This is a genomic window from Alicyclobacillus kakegawensis NBRC 103104 (assembly GCF_001552655.1).
GTDB classification, from domain to species: Bacteria; Bacillota; Bacilli; order Alicyclobacillales; family Alicyclobacillaceae; genus Alicyclobacillus_G; species Alicyclobacillus_G kakegawensis.
Map to the genome: position 1 here is coordinate 43,715 of NZ_BCRP01000002.1, position 16,758 is coordinate 60,472.

A 16,758-nucleotide genomic window follows, 5' to 3' on the forward strand; every position below is an offset into this window, starting at 1 on the left:
TTTCGCGCCAAGAAAGAGTAGACTGAGATTGAGACTTGTATGACATGGGGGGAGCAGGCCGCATTGCATACAGATAAAGGTCAACACCTGTTGTTCACATCTAACATCTATGCTTTTGCACTTAACTTTCAGTCTTCCGCGCTGTTGACCATTTCGGTTCCGGCGATGCTGATACGGCTGGCTCCGGCCCAGCACACCATCGCCCTGGCGCAGTTGGCGACGCTCAGCGCCTTCGTGGCCATGATTGTCCCGCCGGCGGTCGGGGTCTGGGCCGACAGAGGGGTGCTCGGAGGCCGACACGGCAGCATCCGTATCGGCGGGGGGTTGAACGCGCTTGGCCTGGTGGGGATGTATCTCGCGCCCAGCGAGGCTTGGTTCATGTTCTGGTGCCTGGTGACCATGTTGGGACACAGTACGGCCACGGTCGCCTACCAGGCGCTGTGGTCAGAGGTGGTGCCAGAATCGATGCGGGGGCAGGCCTCCGGATACAACGGAGCCGCCGTCCTGCTCGGGACCATATTTGGTCTCGGGACGGCTGCCTTGTCGCCGAAAGTATCGCTGCTGCCAATGGCCGGCGTGATCTTCGTGGGCTTTCTCGCCACCACTCTCTGCCTGCCCAAGGCGGGCGCGCCGACGCGCCGGGCCCTGCGCGTCCAGCGCAGCCGCGGCGACTTCGTGCGGATCTTTTTCGCCCAAACGCTGATCTCGTTCGGTATGACGCTCTTGATGACGTTTGTGCTGTACTTTTTTCACGATGTGCTGCACATATCCAATCCGTCCCAAGGGACCGCGTTTGTGGCAGGTCTTTCACTCATTGGCTCAGTGTTCGCCAGTATCGCAATCGGCCGCTTAGCGGACTCCAACCGGCGCCGCCGCCTGACCGCCGTCTCCATTGTGCCGATGGCGCTCGCCGCCGGGGGGTTTGCCTTCCTGCAGGCGGAACGGTGGATTCTCGTGTTTGCCCTGGTCTTTGGGCTCGGTTTCGGTGGATTTTTGGCCACCAGCTGGGCGCTGACCGTCGATGTGCTGCCGGATAGGGAGCATGTCGGCCGCGACCTGGGCATTTGGGGCGTCGCATCGGCCATTCCCGCGGTCCTCGCGCCGATGGCGGGCGGCTGGGTGTTGACCAGCGCCGCCACCGCGACCATCGGCTATCGGCGCTTGTTCCTGCTTGCAGCGGCATCATTCTTGGCGGGCGCCTTGGTGGTCTGGTCAATCCGCAGTCAGGGCCGCCTGCGCCGCGGTATGGGCCATCCGACTTTTGTGGACGATGGCCGGTCCGTCAGCGCAGAGCAGCCAGGGACGGTAGCTTATCCGTCGGCCAGTGCGCCCGCTGCGGCCGCGCCCGAGGCGCCTGGTCCGGGTTCGTCCCTCACACCGGCGTCCCCGTGGTGGGGCGTGCCGCTCCGGCTCTTGATTGCCGGCATCGTGGCCGGTTACGTGCGGCTCTGCTACCGGGTGCGTTTCGACGGGCCGCTGCCGCGGCTGGGCGGAGGGGCATTGATTGTGTCCAATCATCAACACGACCTGGAAGGCATGGTCATTCCCGCCTGGCTGAACCTGCGCCGGACCCACCGGCACCCGGTCTACTGCGCCGCCAGTCAACGCCTGTTTGAACCGGGGTTCTTGGCCTTCCGCGGCCCGGCGTGGCTGCGGCCGTTGCTCTACCGGTTGAACCTGGCGCCCCTGTTTCGCAGCATCGGGGTGCTGCCGATAGAAAACCAGCCGCTGGCGCGGCCGTTGCAGAGCTACGCCTACGAGGCGTTGCAGTTGCGCGGGAACGTATCGTTGGGTGAGGTGTTTACCGCCCCGTGGTTGGAGCGGCTCGGCCTCTCCCCGGATCAACCGCTGTCCCGGCTGTGGAGTGTGCGTTGGGCCGAGCGCTCCATGGAGCGGATGCCGAGCACGTGCCTTGTCGATGACCTGCGCCGCCAGGTTCGCCGCGCGCAGCGCCAACGCATCCGCCAGCAACTGGACCAGATACGGGCCGTCCTGCTGTCCGGGAGGGCGCTTTACCTGACGCCGGAAGGGCGGTATTCTCAAGACGGAAAAATGATGCGGTTTCGGCAGTCGTACATAGAGTTGGCGCCACTCGCCAGGAACGTGTACGCGTTCTCGCTCAGCTACGATCCGTACGTGCACCGTTCCCTGAGCTTGTACGTGCGCGTGGGGCGCATTCCGCCAGAGGTGAAAACGGACGTGGCGGCGGTAAACGCGTGGGTTGCGGCGGCCAGGCCGGTGGTGGTGAGCCAAGTACTCTGCGACTGGCTGAGCACCTTGCCGCCGGGAACCGTGTTCAGCGCCGACGAAGCCCGGGAGGCCGTCCGCCAGCGTGTCCTGGACCTGCCGCCCGGGGCGCGGCTGGTCCCAGAGCTGGTCGACCCAACGCAAACGACGCGGGCACTGCGGCGGGCGTTAGCGGGCATGGTGCGCCTGCACAGCTTGCGCCCGGCTGAGGGTGGCAAGTTTTGCCTGGCCGCGGTACACAGGCATCCGATGTTTGCCGACGTGGAGGACATGGTGCGCTTTCAGGCGACCGTCTTTCGCGAGACCCGGGAGGCCCTGTGCCGGTTGGCCGGCAGCGACGGCTGGGACGCCGACGTGTGTCCGCAAGAGGACATGGCCCTGCCGGTGTCCGCCCAGGTTTCCGCGCAGGCTGAAAGCACCACGGTGTCAGGAACCGATACCCTATAGGAGGATGGTACGTTGACTTCAGGGCAACAGCGATTTACGAAGTTGATAGAGAGCCTGCCCGCATCGGTCCCGTTTGTGGGCCCGGAGACGCTTGAGCGGCAAACGGGGGTTGCCATCGCCTTGCGGCTGGGCGCCAACGAGAGTCCGTTTGGGCCTTCACCCAAGGCGCTGGCCGCTATGCAGGAACACTTGGCCGAGCTGGCGTGGTACGGGGACCCCGAAAATTACGACCTGCGCCAGGCCCTCGCCCAGCGGCACCAGGTTCCCTATGAAGCGATTTCCGTCGGCTGCGGGATTGACGACCTGCTGGGGCTGGTGGTGCGGGTGTTCGTGGAGCCGGGCGATGTGGTGGTCACATCGCAGGGGGCGTACCCGACGTTCAACTACCATGTCCACGGCTACGGAGGCCGGCTGCACTTTGTCCCCTACACGGACACGTTTCGCAATGACCTGCCGGCCCTGGCCCGGGCGGCGCAACAGGTGCGGGCGAAGCTCCTGTATTTGGCCAATCCCGACAACCCGACCGGATCGTACTACGACGGAACGGAACTGGCCGCTTTTCTTGATCAGGTTCCGGATTCATGCACCGTCATACTCGATGAGGCCTACATGGAGTTCGCGCCCCCCGGAACGGCGCTGCCCATGGCGGTGGATGATCCGCGCTTGATTCGCATGCGCACCTTCTCCAAGGCGTACGGCATGGCCGGCGCCCGCATTGGCTACGCCATCGCACCGCCGGACGTGGTGGCCGCGCTGGACAAGGTCCGGCTTCACTTCGGGGTCGCTCGCATGGCCCAGGTCGGCGCCTTGGCCGCCCTCGGAGACGAAGAATTTGTGCGTCAGGTGGTGCAAGAGACGGCCAGGGGGCGAAGGGAGTATGGCGAGTTGGCCCAGCAGCTTGGATTCCGGGCGCTGCCCTCGGCGACCAACTTCGTGGCCATCGATGTGGGCAGTGAAGGGGTGGCGCGGCGGCTGGTCGATCAACTGTTTCAGCATGGGGTGTTCATTCGCATGCCCGGGGTCGCGCCGCTCAGCCGCTGCATTCGTGTGACGGTGGGCACCGCCGCCCAGCGGGCGGAACTGGCCCAGGTGCTGCCGCTGGTGGTGAACGAGGTGCTCGAAGGGGGACGCGTCTGATGCGGATTGCGCTGTGCCAGATGCAGGTGTGGCAGGGGCAGCGGGAGACCAATTGGCGTACGGCGGAGGGGATGCTGGAGGAAGCGGCCCGAGCCGGCGCCCAGGTGGCGGTGCTGCCGGAAATGTGGACGTGCGGCTACGACTTCGCCCGCCTGGATGAGCACGCCGAGGCCATCGACGGTCCCACCCGCCAACGCCTGGCCGCCGCGGCGCGTAGCCTTGGTCTGTGGGTGGTGGGGGGGTCTTGGCCGCTGCGGGACGCCGAGGGCGTGGCCAACGCCTCCCTGACGTTTGCCTCCGATGGGCAGTTGAAGCACGTTTACCGCAAGGTGCACCTGATTGGCCTGATGGACGAGGACAAATACCTTCGGGCGGGCCGCGAAGCTGCGACGTTTTCGCTCGACACGGTCGAGGCGGCGGTCATGATCTGCTACGACCTGCGGTTTCCGGAACTGGGCCGGCGCTATGCGCTGGCGGGGGCCAAGGTGCTGTTTGTACCGGCGGAATGGCCCCGACAGCGGGCCGCCCACTGGCGGACATTGTGCGTCGCCCGCGCCATTGAGAACCAGGCCTACGTGGTGGCGGTGAACATGGTGGGGTACAACGACAAGGACCAGTTTGCGGGCGGGTCCATGGTCGTGGATCCTTGGGGGGAGACGGTCGCCGAGTGCAATCCACAGCCAGGCGTTGTCTGTGTCGACATCGACTTGGCCAAGGTGGATCAGGTGCGGACGGCCATGTCGGTGCTACGCGACGTGCGCCCGGACGTATATGGATCCGGAGAGAATCATTTGGGAATTACGACTTCATGATAGTTTCCATTTTCAGGGTATCCTGTACTTGTCACCATTCTGCCTGAGTGATAGGATCATTTCCGGCAGTTGTTTGCTGCCATGCACGCCGCGCCGCTGCAGGGGCGCGCTTTACTGTGTTTTCAGCATGTATGGCAAGCCGGATTATTCCTCACGCTACGTATGGCGATTGAGCGATTCCGAGATGAGGAGATGGACGTATGGCGAATGGGACACCAGCCGACACGCACAATCCGTGGCGGGAATTTGTCGGTCCCAATCTCGGGTACATCAACGAGTTGTATGAACGCTACCGTGAAGATCCGCAGTCGGTGGACGAGAGCGCGCGTGTGTTGTTTGACCAGTACGGTCCGCCGCCGCAGGATGAGACCGGTCCGTCGCCCGCACAGGCAAGCGCCGGGGCGCCGGATGTGCACGATTGGGAGAAGGTTCTGGCGGCCGCGGAGTTGGTCCGCAACATCCGTACATACGGACACTTGGCGGCCGAGATTGATCCGATAGACGATTCGGGCCGGGATACGCATTACTTGGAACCGGCCACCTACGGCTTGACGGAGGCGGACTTGGCGCAGATCCCCGCCCGCCTGATTTGGCCGCAAGCGCCTTCCGATGTCGTCGACGGACGCACGGCCATCGCGCGCCTGCGCGAAATTTATACGCACTCGTTGGCGTATGAGTTTGAGCATGTGCATGTGGCGGAGGAGCGCGTCTGGCTGAACCAGATGGTGGAATCGGGGGCGTTCAAGCGCCCCCTCACCGCGGAGCAGCAGCGAGCGCTCTTGCGGCGGTTGTCGGAAGTGGAAGGGTTTGAACGGTTCCTGCACCGGACGTTTGTCGGCCAGAAGCGGTTCTCGATTGAAGGTGTCGACATCCTGGTGCCGATGCTCGACCACCTGATTCGCTGCGCGGTCGAGGCCGGGGCGCGCGACGTGATGATTGGCATGGCGCACCGCGGTCGCTTGAACGTGTTGGCGCACGTTTTGGGCAAACCGTACGGCGTCATCTTCACCGAGTTCCACGCAGCCCCCAACAAGGAACTGGTGCCGTCCGAAGGGTCCATGGGTATCAATTACGGCTGGACCGGCGACGTCAAGTACCACTTGGGCATGGCGCGTTCGCTGACGGAGGGTGAGTCGGTACAGGTGCGGTTGACCCTGGCCAACAACCCGAGCCACCTTGAGGTCGTCAACCCGGTGGTGGAAGGGTTCACCCGCGCGGCCCAGGAGGACCGGCGGGGCGGCGGGGCGCCCAAACAGGACCCCAAGCGGGCCTTTGCGGTGCTGGTCCACGGCGACGCAGCGTTCTCGGGCGAGGGGGTGGTGGCTGAGACGCTCAACCTCTCCCGCCTGCCTGGGTACCAAACAGGCGGCACGATTCACATCATCACCAACAACAAGGTCGGGTTCACCACGGAGAGTTTTGACGGCCGCTCGACACGCTATGCGAGCGATTTGGCCAAAGGGTATGAAATCCCGATTGTGCACGTCAACGCGGATGACCCGGAGGCCTGCCTGGCCGCCATCTATCTGGCCTGCCAGTACCGTTCTCGCTTCCATCGTGATTTCTTGATTGACCTGATTGGCTATCGGCGCTGGGGCCATAACGAAATGGACGATCCGGCCGTGACCCAGCCGCTGATGTACCAAAAGATCAACCAGCACAAGACGGTGCGGACGCTGTATGCGGATGCCCTCGTGCGCCAGGGTGTCGTGCAGCCAGAGGAAGTACAAAAGATGGAGCAGGACGTGCAGCAGCGCTTGCAGCAGGAGTATCAGCGGGTGGCCCAGGGCGAGGTGGATCCGCCCAAGTCGCCGATCTCGGACGCCGGTCGGCCAGACCTGGTCCGCACAGCTGTCCCTGCAGAGCGCCTGCGCGCCATTAACCGCGCCCTGTTGACCTGGCCGGAAGGATTCACTGTGTATCCCAAACTGGCGCGCATCTTGAAGCGGCGCGAAACCAGCCTGGAGGGTGACGGGCGCGTGGATTGGCCGTTGGCCGAAGCGCTGGCGTTTGCCACCGTGCTCGAGGAGGGCACGCCGGTGCGCATCACGGGCCAGGACACGGAGCGCGGCACCTTCGCCCAGCGCCATCTGGTGTTGCACGACCCGAACACGGGCCGCACCTGGTCTCCGCTACAAGCCCTGCCGCAGGCGAAGGCCACCTTTGCCATCCACAACAGCCCCTTGACAGAGACAGGCGTGCTCGGTTTCGAGTACGGTTACAACGTGTTTGCTCCTGAGACCCTGGTGCTGTGGGAGGCCCAATACGGGGATTTTGCCAACGTAGCGCAGCCGATGTTTGACCAGTTCATCGCTGCCGGGCGCGCCAAGTGGGGCCAGGATTCCGGTTTGGTGATGCTGCTGCCGCACGGGTACGAGGGTCAGGGCCCGGAGCATTCGAGCGCTCGCCTCGAACGTTACCTGCAGCTGGCCGCCGAGGACAACTGGGTGGTGGCGTATCTGTCCAGCGCTGCCCAGTACTTCCACCTGCTGCGGCGCCAGGCTGCGCGGTTGGGGACGCCCCACATGCGGCCGCTGGTGCTCATGGCGCCGAAGAGCTTGCTGCGAAACCCGCGCACGTCCTCACCATGGCAGGAGCTTTGCGAGGGCGAGTTTCGGCCGATTGTGGAGCAGCCCGGCTTGGGACAGCAGCCGGACAAGGTCAGACGGCTCATCCTGTGCACCGGCAAGATGGCATTGGACCTGGAGGCAGCGTTGGAGTCGGCCGCCGAGAAGCCCGAGCATGTGCACATCGTGCGCGTCGAGCAGCTGTATCCGTATCCGCAGGAGGAGATCGAGGCTGTGGTGAGCCGGTTCAGCAACCTGGAAGAGGTTGTCTGGGTGCAGGAAGAGCCGAAAAACATGGGCGCCTGGAATTACATGGAGCCGCGCATCCACGCGTCTGTGGCTGATCACATCACGGTCGGCTACATCGGCCGGCGCAGGCGGTCCAGCCCGGCGGAAGGGGAGCCGGATGTGCACAATGTCGAGCAGGCGCGCATTGTTTCGGAAGCGCTGCAGCTAAATGAGTCGAAGATAGCCGTGAAGTAGGAGGGCAAGGCCGTGAGCGAGATTAAGGTCCCGGAGTTGGCGGAATCGATTGTGGAAGGCACGATTGCTACCTGGCTGAAACAGGTAGGCGACACGGTCCAGGCAGGGGAAGCGGTGGCGGAACTCGAGACGGACAAGGTGAACGTGGAAGTTGTCGCCAACGAAGCTGGAGTCCTGCAGGAGATTTTGAAGCAAGCAGGCGAGACGGTGCAGGTCGGCGAGACCATCGCCATTCTGGGAGCCGGTGCGCCGGCCGGGGAGGGAGCGCCGGCCGCCGCGCCCGCGTCCGAGCCGGCCCCGGCGCCGCAGACGGCGTCCGCCAACGCTGAGCAGGTCCCGGGTCAGGAGGGCCCGAAATATCAACCGCCGCTGGCGGCGCCCGCACCGCAAGCGGATGGTGGACAGGCCCTGGCGACGCCGGCCGCTCGCCGACTGGCAAAGGAGCGCGGTCTTGATCTGACGGCCGTCCCCAGCCGAGATCCGGCAGGACGCATCACCGCCGGCGACGTGGCTGCGGCCGGTCAGGCGACTTTCGCGCCTGCCCCGGCCGCCCGTCCGAGTGCGCCGGCAGCCGCGTCGGCTCCGGCAACGCCGGCACCGTTTGGCGACAAGCGTGTGGAGCGGGTGCCGATGTCGCGTCGGCGTCAGACCATCGCCAAGCGTCTGGTCGAGGTGCAGCATACGGCGGCCATGCTCACCACCTTCAACGAGGTGGACATGACTGCCATCATGGACGTGCGCAAGCGTCGCAAGGACATGTTCAAGGAGCAGCACGGTGTCGGTCTCGGTTTTATGTCGTTTTTCACCAAGGCCGTGGTCGGTGCGCTTAAGGCGTTTCCTCTGCTGAACGCGGAGATTCAGGGCACCGAGTTGGTGGTCAAGCACTACTACGATATTGGCATCGCCGTCTCGACCGAAGGCGGTCTGGTCGTGCCTGTGGTGCGGGAAGCGGATCGCCTGACGTTTGCCGAGATTGAGCAGGAGATTGCCCGGTTGGCGAAGAAGGCGCGCGACAACAAGCTGAGCTTGGAGGACCTGCAGGGTGGCACGTTCACCATCACCAACGGCGGTGTGTTCGGATCGCTGTTCTCAACCCCCATCCTGAATGGGCCACAGGTGGGCATCCTCGGCATGCACGGCATCAAGGAGCGTCCGGTTGCCGTCAACGGGCAGGTGGAAATTCGGCCGATGATGTACCTGGCCCTGTCCTATGACCATCGCATTGTCGATGGCGCTGAAGCTGTGCAGTTCCTCGGCCGTATCAAGCAGATGATCGAAGACCCGGAGACATTGCTTTTGGAAGGCTGAGGCGTACGCGATGCATAACCACCCCGGCAAGTGTCATATTGCTTGGGGTGGTTTTCTTGTTTGCTCATGGAATTTGGGAAGGGGGATGGTGGCCTTGCCGAGGACGCTGATGCTGCTGCACGGTCTCCTGAACTGGCATCCATGGGGGCGCCCGTTCCTGCGCGGGCTTGCGCGGGCACTGCCGCATCATCGGGTCGTGCTCGTCTACACGGACGCGTGCACCCAGGTTTGGCGGCGTGATGTGGGGGGGGCAACGGTCTTCGGCTGCGGCCGCGATTGGCCGTACCTGCCCGGGCGGGAGGTTTTGTCGGTGCAGGCGCGCCGGGTCCAGGTGAAGTGGGAGTTGCTGCGCCGAGAATGCGGATTGGCGGCTCCGATTGACGTCATCGGCCACAGTTTAGGCGGACTGGTCGCCAGGCTGTTCGCAGAGCGTGAGCCCGGTTTGGTGCGCCACGTGGTCACCATCGCGACACCCCATCACGGGACTCCGCTCGCCACACAGGGGCTTCAGCTGGCCGGCTGCTTGGGGTGGGGACAGGTTCTCCGGGAGCTCACACCAGCGGCAATGGCCGAGTTCAATCGAGAACATGCGCCGCAGGCGTTGCGCCTCACTTCAGGCGGGCGCGTATTCACACTGCGCGGAAGAGCGAACGGCACTTTGCGGTACTGGGGGACCTGCGGAGAAGTGTGGTACGGGCAGCGGAGGCTGTTGCGGCGGTACGGCACGGCCAGCGACGGCTTGGTGCCTGACGATTCCGCGCTGTTGGACGGCGCCGTCCACCTCGGCGACTTTCCCTATGATCACCGCGCCCTCGTCCGCAGTGTCCAGGTGGCGCGGCGTATAGCCGAGGTACTGCGGGAATAGCAGCTGACAAGCACTCCATGGCAACGCGTTTTGCAAGCAGGCGAAGTCTGGGTGGGCTGACTGCGTAACGATGGAATCTTCCTTGCCAATCCCCTGAGGTTTCGGGTATAGTGAGGACAGAAAGATCATGAAACCGTTTTATGAAAATGTTTATGAAAGCGCTTATAGGGCAGGGGACTGCGGATGAAGAAGGTGACGATACGCACCGTGGCCAACAGGGCAGGGGTGTCTCCGGCGACCGTGTCCCGGGTGTTGAACGATCCGCTCAAAGTCGGGGCCGATACGCGCCGGAAAGTGCAGCAGGCGATGGCGGAGCTGGACTTTCAGCCAAGCGCGATTGCCCGCGGGCTGAGTATGCAGCACATGGACACCATCGGGTTGTTAGTCCCGGGCATCAACGGCCTATTTTTCAACGAGCTCTACCAGGGAATCGACGAGGTCGCCGGGGAGCACGGCATGAAGGTGCTCCTGTTTGACGCGCAGCTGGACCACCACCGGGCACTGGACGGTTTCACCTTTTTGAAACAACACCATGTGGCCGGCATCATCTTCACCAGCGGATCAATAACGGACGACTACCAGGCGATGATTGATCGATTGGGGATCCCGGTGGTGCTCGCCTTGACGCATTCGCGCATGCGGCCATTGTCTGCCTTTCGGACGGACGACGTCAAGGCTGCCTTCGACGCGACAGCTTACCTAATGGCACGCGGCCACAACCGTATCGCCATGGTGTCCGGGCCGCCGGAAAATGAGGTGGCGGGCGCCACGCGGCTTCAGGGATACCGGCAGGCGCTGACCCGTTATGGGGCCGAATATGTGGAGGAACTCGTGGATTTCGGAGACTTTCATTTCCACGAGGGATATCGAGCGATGGAGCGCATCTTGGCGAGAGTGGGTAAAGAGGGTTTCACGGCCGTGTTCGCGGCCAGCGACGAGATGGCCTTGGGGGCGATCCGGTGCCTGGCTGAGCATGGGCTGCGCGTGCCGGAGGACGTCTCGGTGATGGGTTATGACAATCTGTATGTGGCCGAGATGGTGACGCCCGGGCTCACGACTGTCGCCCAACCGTTTCAGCATATTGGGCGATTGGCGGTGGAATGCTTGCTGCAGGCTATTGCCGCCGGGCAGACCGAGACGTGTGGGGGCATTCATTTGCTCCCGCATCAGATCATTGAACGCGGCACGGTGAAAGCGCTATCCCAATGAAAAGATGGTCTTCCAACGCATTGGATGCACGAATCATGTTCAGATAGACGATGCGAGCGTGCATCAAAAATGACAAATTTGGAGGGGTTTGTGATGAATCGTGCGCGCAAAGGCGCGGTCGTTGGCACGGCAGTTGCCCTGGTGTGCAGTGTTGCGGCAGGGTGCGGATCGGCCGGAGGCGGGTCAAACACGGCCAATGCCGCGCAGTCGGGCGGCGCGAAGCCGATTGACACTGCGCATGCCAAAGGGACCATCGTCTGGGCCACGCCTCCTATCACCCAGACAGGCCTGCCAGAAACGATGGTCAAAGCGTTCGAGCAGAGCCATCCGAACATCAAGGTAAAATTGCAGTTGCAGGATAACAACACCGATACAAACCGCGCCAGCTTGACGACTGCCATCGGCGGCGGGTCCAATACGCCGGACGTGTACCTGGGCGACGTGGTGTGGCCTGCCCAGTTCGCGGCCAACCAGTTGGCGAAGCCCTTGACGGGCCTGGTGCCGAATTCGTTCTGGAACCGGTTTGCCGACGGGCTCGTACAGGGGGCCACTTACCACGGCAAGGTGTACGCCGCCCCATTCTTCGTGGATACCGCCTTTTTGTTCTATCGCAAGGACCTGTTGGCGAAGGCGGGCCTTTCGGTGCCAAAGACCTGGGAGGATGTCCAGAAAGACGCGCAAATTCTCCAGAAGAAAGGCCTGGTCAAATACGGCTTCGTGTGGCAGGGGGCGTCCTATGAAGGCTTGCTGTGCGACTTCGACGAGTATCTGGCCGATGCGGGCGGCCAGGTCTTGGACAAAGACGGGAAACCTGCTATCGATTCCGCGGCGGCTAAGAAGGCGCTGACCTTCATGCGCGGGCTCATCACGAGCGGTGTGACACCAAAGTCTGTCGTGCAGTTTACGGAACAGGAGTCGCAAAACGTATTTACGGAGGGTAACGCTGCATTCATTCGCAATTGGTCCTATGCGTGGCCGAACTCGCAAGACCCGAAAGCCTCCAAGGTGGTCGGCAAGGTCGGGGTCACGGCGCTGCCGTCGTTTAACGGGGGCACAGGTTACAGCACCATCGGCGGTTGGGATTTGTACGTGAACCCGCACACCAAGAACCTGCCGGCGGCTCTGGCGTTCATCGATTGGATGACCGGCAAGCAGGCGCAGTCCATCCTAGCCAAGCAGTTCAGTGAGATCCCGACCAACAAACAAGTGCAAAACGATCCGTCCGTAAAACAGAAGAGTCCCATCTTCTCCATCGTGCCGAAGGTCAAGTACGTGTCCCGTCCGGCGCAAAATCCGAACTATCCAGCCATTGCCAAAGCCGTGTATTCAAACGTCAATGCGGCCCTGGCGGGCAGTGTCAGTACGGACAAGGCGCTTGCAAATGCAGCCAAGCAAATCCAGTCGGCTCTGGGAGGAAACGGCGGCCTCTAAGGCGTGCGAATCCCTCCGGCGGGGTCGGCTCACCGGCCCTGCCGGAGGATTAGGGGAGTGAACCATGGCGATGCATCAGACTCTCTCGTCCGGAGTAGTCCGGCCGCCCAGCCGGCGCGTCCGCCTATTGCGGAACCAACGCCGGGCCGGCTACAGCATGTTGTTGCCGATGGCTGTCGTGATTGCGGCGGTCACATTGTTTCCCATTCTTTATTCGGTTTGGATGAGCCTCAACGATGTCCATCTGGAGACCAACGGGTTTGCGCTGTCGTTCACCGGGCTCGCCAATTACCGGGTGCTGGCGGGCAGCCGCGTGTTTTGGCACAGTGTATGGTTCACAGTGTACTATGCCGTCGTCACGGTGGCGGTCGAGCTCATCTTGGGCACGCTGATTGCCCTGGCCATCAACGGGGTGCGTCGGCTCAAGGACCTGTCCCTGGTCATCATGTTGATTCCCTGGTCGCTGATCACAGTCATTTCGGCTCAGATGTGGGCTTACATTTACAACGGTGTGTATGGTGTACTGAACGCCATCTTGCAAGCGCTGCACCTGATTGGCGGGCCAGTGGCCTGGCTGGGCTCCCCGGGCTTGGCGATTGCCGCCATGATGGTGGCCGATATCTGGAAAACGACTCCGTTTGTTGTGATTATTTTACTAGCTGGTTTACAGATGATCCCGGACGAGTATCATGAGGCGGCTTACATGGACGGCGCCAACCGCTGGCACGCGTTTTGGCGTGTGACTCTCCCCATGTTGCGCGGGAGTATCGCTCTGGCCGGGTTATTCCGCATTCTGCAGGCCTTCGGGGTGTTCGACCTGCCGTTTGTGCTGACCAACGGGGGACCTGGGACCGCCACCGAGTCGCTGGCGATTCTTGGCTACGAGACACTGTTCCAAAACCTGCACTTTGGCCCGGGCACAGCCGTCGCGGTCAGTACGGTGGTCATGGTGCTGATAGTCTGCCTGGTGTTCCTGTCCGCGTTTCGATCGATGGTTGAAACGGAGGGAGCCTGATGGTCCAGTCGCGAAGTCGCACGGCGCTGGGGTACGTTGTCCTCATTCTGTTCCTGATCTTGATTTTGTTGCCGTTTGTATGGATGTTATTGACGTCGTTCAAGTCGCCCTTGGAGCTCAGCCAATACCCACCTACATTCATTCCAGAGCGGTTTACCTTCAGCAATTATCACGACGCCTTTAGCCGCTACGGATTTGCCGGGTACATCCGTAACAGCGTGATTGTCTCGGTCGCCAGCACATTCTGTGTGTTGGCGTTGGCGAGTATGGCTGGTTTTGCCGTGGCGCGTCTGCCGATTCGGGGCAAGGGCACATTGATGGTGATGCTGCTTGTCATCTCCATGTTTCCGCCCATTGCCATCGTCACCCCCCTGTACATGCTGCTGCGCAGCGTGGGTTGGCTCAACTCGTATCAAGCGCTCATCATTCCCTATACGGCGTTCAACCTGCCGTTTGCGGTGTGGATACTGCGCAACTACTTTCTCCAGGTGCCCGGAGCCTTGCTGGAGGCGGCCACGGTCGACGGTGCGACCGTGTTCCAGTCGTTTTGGCGCATTTTCCTGCCGTTGACCCGGCCCGGGTTGTTCACGGCGGCGGTCTTCACGTTTGTGGCGGCGTGGACGGAGTTCTTTATGGCGCTTGTGTTCAATTCGTCCGACAACATGCGCACCATTCCGGTCGGCATCGCCCTGTTCAGCGGCCAGTACAATGTACCCTATGGAACGATTTTCGCCGGGTCCGTGGTCTCCCTGGTTCCGGTTGTGGCGTTGGTGATTCTGTTCCGCAAGTGGATTGTCAGTGGGTTGACCAGCGGGGCGGTGAAAGGGTAAGAGAGTAGGTGTAAGCGCGAATCCTACGGGGAGGTTAGGTGGATGGGGCAGAAGGTGACCGATTGGTTGCATGAACAAGCGCGCAGCATCTGGCAGGCGGCCCATCAGCATCCGTTTGTGCGCGAGTTAGGCGAAGGAACTCTGGATGTGGATAAATTCCGGTTTTATATCTTGCAGGACTATGTATACCTCATCGACTACAGCAAGCTGTTTGCCTGGGCGGTCATCAAGGCGCCAAAACTGGAGTGGGCCAGGCGGTTTGCGGGACTGCTCGAATCAACCTTGAATCGGGAAATGGACCTGCATAGGGGCTACGCGGCCCGGTTTGGCATCTCACCGGAGGAGTTGGAGAGGACCGAGTCCGCGCCTGTCACGGTTGCCTATACCAAGTATGTCCTCGATGCGGCCGCTCACGGAGACCTGGCGGAACTACTGGCCGCGCTTTTGCCTTGCGCCTGGTTGTACTGGGAAGTAGGCTGCAGTCTGGCTGAGTCGAATCGTTTGCCGCCCGATTCGCTGTATCGCTCCTGGATTGAACAATACGCAGACCCACGGTTTGGCGAGTTGACGACGTGGTTGCGGGCATGCTTGGATGAGCTGGCGGAAGGCGCGCCGGATTGGCGGCGCCGGCGTCTGTCTGACCGCTTCGTCACCGCCAGCCGGTTCGAATACATGTTTTGGGATGCAGCCTATCACATGTCCGGATGGCCTGTCTCCTGATTCAGCATGGTTGCGTTGAAACCTAAGCGTGATTTCATCGGGAAATAGTACAGGGCGGCAGCTACCAGCAGTCCGACTATCCACGCGATGTCGGCGCCGCCCATATGTCTGGCCAGCACGCCCACGTACAGGTCTGTGTTCATGAACGGGAACTGGACTAATACAGCCACCACATAAGCCAGAATCGCTATCCAGTTGACCTTTCCGTATTCCCCGTGCAGGTCAAAAATCGCGTCGATGTTGTATCGACCCCGGCGCAGCAGATAGAAGTCGACCAGATTGATGGCCGTCCACGGAATCATGAAATACAGCAACAGCAGCAGGAACTTTGAGTAGTTGTCGAGGAAGTTGCCTTGCCCCCAAATGGCGATGGCGGTACCGGCCGTGGCCACCAAGACAATGAACAGGAGCCGCGCTGTCCGTGTCGCCCTCCAGGGAGCAAAAGCGCTGACGGTCGTCGCGACGGACATGAAGCCCCCATATAAATTGAGGGTGTTGATGGCGAGCACGCCCAACATAATCAACAGATAGACCGCGATATCCGCACCCGCTCCGGCCAAGTTTCCCAAATAAGCAACCATTTCTTGGGACTCCTTGGGGGCGATGACACCTGCCATAGCGCCAAGGATCATCATCCAGCTGCTGCCGATGACGGATCCCAGATACGTGTACCAAAACGTCGCTCTTGTGGATGTGCGGCTCGGTAGGTAGCGTGAGTAATCCGCGACGTACGGGGCATAGGTGAGCTGCCACGACGCCATGATGGACAACACCAGCAGGAACGGCCCCCACGAGAAGCCGGGCTCGGCCATGTGCGTTGGAAACGGCTGTTGCAGCAAACGGACAGTAAGATATATAAACAAGAGCAAGAAGAGGACGGCCACCACCCGCTCATAGCGGTGAATAAGATCGTACCCAAAAGTAACAAGGAGAACGGCCGCCAGATTGACAATCACGAGGCTCAGGTTCTGCGGGACCTGTAGGGCCAAGGCCAGGGCCTGGGCGCCGAGCACGGAGCTGGTGGAGAAAAAACCAAGGTACATGACGATGACCAAGACCAACGGCAACACGGCGCCGATGACTCCAAATTGCGCCCGGCTCTGAATCATCTGTGGGACGCCCAGCTTCGGGCCCTGTGCGGAGTGGTAGGCCATGAATATCCCGCCGACGGCGTTGCCGGCGACAACGGCGATGAGGGCCCACCACAGGTTGAGGCCGAGGACGGTCGCGAGCGCCCCGGTCACGACCGTGGTAATCTGGGCGTTGGCTGAGAACCAGATGTTGAATAGATTGCGTACGCTGCCGTGGCGCTCCGCTTCCGGGATATACTCAATGCTGCGCTGTTCCATGTGCATGGCGAGCCCCCCTTGGTGTGTCTGGCGGCACGTGAGTTTGGCTTGAAGAGTCGAAATCATAGTACGTATGCACATTGTAAGACGATATCTCACGGCCGTCTCTGGCAATATTTGCGGTGGATCGGTAATTTTTTGCGAACCTGTGTCTAACAGAACAGGAAAGCGACAACAGTGGATTACAGGCATGGATGTTGACATGATGGACGTGTAGAGAGCCCGGGGTCGTCCAGCCGCACGTTTTCTCGTCCTCGCAAATTTCTGCTCGCAAACCGCAACCCCATCCATTTACGGTCCGTACCGGCTGGCGTACCCTCTAGGGCAAAAGGCGTATC

The 16,758-nt window shown here is 61.8% G+C and carries 12 protein-coding genes; 11 read left to right on the forward strand and 1 reads right to left on the reverse strand.

Annotated features, from left to right (window positions below):
* Positions 1-63: 63 nt before the first annotated feature.
* The 11 genes from AK2_RS01775 to tenA all read left to right on the forward strand — a co-directional run bounded on the left by AK2_RS01775 (position 64) and on the right by tenA (position 15,071).
* Entirely contained in the window at positions 64-2,694 is a 2,631-nt protein-coding gene (locus tag AK2_RS01775) for an MFS transporter (protein ID WP_067930690.1), read from the forward strand.
* Positions 2,695-2,706: 12 nt separating this feature from the next.
* Positions 2,707-3,831 carry a pyridoxal phosphate-dependent aminotransferase gene (locus AK2_RS01780; protein WP_067930693.1) on the forward strand — a complete coding sequence of 375 codons (1,125 nt, stop codon included), beginning with the start codon at positions 2,707-2,709 and terminating at the stop codon, positions 3,829-3,831.
* Positions 3,831-4,643 (forward strand): carbon-nitrogen family hydrolase, encoded by an 813-nt coding sequence (locus tag AK2_RS01785; RefSeq protein WP_067930697.1) that lies wholly within the window; start codon positions 3,831-3,833, stop codon positions 4,641-4,643. Before AK2_RS01780 ends, AK2_RS01785 begins: the two co-directional genes overlap by 1 nt.
* Positions 4,644-4,843: 200 nt before the next feature.
* Positions 4,844-7,693 (forward strand): 2-oxoglutarate dehydrogenase E1 component, encoded by a 2,850-nt coding sequence (locus tag AK2_RS01790; protein WP_067930699.1) that lies wholly within the window; start codon positions 4,844-4,846, stop codon positions 7,691-7,693.
* Between the two features lie 12 nt (positions 7,694-7,705).
* The gene (gene odhB / locus AK2_RS01795) at positions 7,706-9,001 is read left to right on the forward strand and encodes a 2-oxoglutarate dehydrogenase complex dihydrolipoyllysine-residue succinyltransferase (protein ID WP_067930702.1); all 1,296 of its coding nucleotides are present in this window, start codon (positions 7,706-7,708) and stop codon (positions 8,999-9,001) included.
* A gap of 94 nt (positions 9,002-9,095) precedes the next feature.
* The gene (locus AK2_RS01800; protein ID WP_169794714.1) at positions 9,096-9,866 is read left to right on the forward strand and encodes an alpha/beta hydrolase; all 771 of its coding nucleotides are present in this window, start codon (positions 9,096-9,098) and stop codon (positions 9,864-9,866) included.
* Positions 9,867-10,049: 183 nt separating this feature from the next.
* Positions 10,050-11,075, forward strand: a complete 1,026-nt coding sequence (locus AK2_RS01805) for a LacI family DNA-binding transcriptional regulator (protein WP_067930708.1) — start codon at positions 10,050-10,052, stop codon at positions 11,073-11,075.
* Between the two features lie 93 nt (positions 11,076-11,168).
* Positions 11,169-12,506: an ABC transporter substrate-binding protein gene (locus tag AK2_RS01810; protein WP_067930711.1), complete on the forward strand. Its 1,338-nt coding sequence runs from the start codon at positions 11,169-11,171 to the stop codon at positions 12,504-12,506.
* Positions 12,507-12,570: 64 nt separating this feature from the next.
* Positions 12,571-13,521 carry a carbohydrate ABC transporter permease gene (locus tag AK2_RS01815; RefSeq protein WP_083520749.1) on the forward strand — a complete coding sequence of 317 codons (951 nt, stop codon included), beginning with the start codon at positions 12,571-12,573 and terminating at the stop codon, positions 13,519-13,521.
* Positions 13,521-14,351: a carbohydrate ABC transporter permease gene (locus AK2_RS01820; RefSeq protein WP_067930714.1), complete on the forward strand. Its 831-nt coding sequence runs from the start codon at positions 13,521-13,523 to the stop codon at positions 14,349-14,351. The genes AK2_RS01815 and AK2_RS01820 overlap by 1 nt, the downstream gene beginning before the upstream one ends.
* Positions 14,352-14,393: 42 nt before the next feature.
* Positions 14,394-15,071, forward strand: a complete 678-nt coding sequence (gene tenA / locus AK2_RS01825; RefSeq protein WP_067930717.1) for a thiaminase II — start codon at positions 14,394-14,396, stop codon at positions 15,069-15,071.
* Here the strand turns inward: tenA and AK2_RS01830 are convergent.
* Positions 15,044-16,426 (reverse strand): purine-cytosine permease family protein, encoded by a 1,383-nt coding sequence (locus AK2_RS01830; protein WP_067930720.1) that lies wholly within the window; start codon positions 16,424-16,426, stop codon positions 15,044-15,046. The two genes, tenA and AK2_RS01830, sit on opposite strands and share 28 nt — an antisense overlap.
* Positions 16,427-16,758: the final 332 nt, after the last annotated feature.

Coding starts and splice junctions, on each gene's coding strand:
- AK2_RS01785 (WP_067930697.1), top strand. CDS start 3,831: ATGCGGATTGCGCTGTGCCAGATGCAGGTGTGGCAGGGGCAGCGGGAG.
- AK2_RS01790 (WP_067930699.1), top strand. CDS start 4,844: ATGGCGAATGGGACACCAGCCGACACGCACAATCCGTGGCGGGAATTT.
- AK2_RS01805 (WP_067930708.1), top strand. CDS start 10,050: ATGAAGAAGGTGACGATACGCACCGTGGCCAACAGGGCAGGGGTGTCT.
- AK2_RS01810 (WP_067930711.1), top strand. CDS start 11,169: ATGAATCGTGCGCGCAAAGGCGCGGTCGTTGGCACGGCAGTTGCCCTG.
- AK2_RS01815 (WP_083520749.1), top strand. CDS start 12,571: ATGGCGATGCATCAGACTCTCTCGTCCGGAGTAGTCCGGCCGCCCAGC.
- AK2_RS01820 (WP_067930714.1), top strand. CDS start 13,521: ATGGTCCAGTCGCGAAGTCGCACGGCGCTGGGGTACGTTGTCCTCATT.
- tenA (WP_067930717.1), top strand. CDS start 14,394: ATGGGGCAGAAGGTGACCGATTGGTTGCATGAACAAGCGCGCAGCATC.
- AK2_RS01830 (WP_067930720.1), bottom strand. CDS start 16,426: ATGCACATGGAACAGCGCAGCATTGAGTATATCCCGGAAGCGGAGCGC.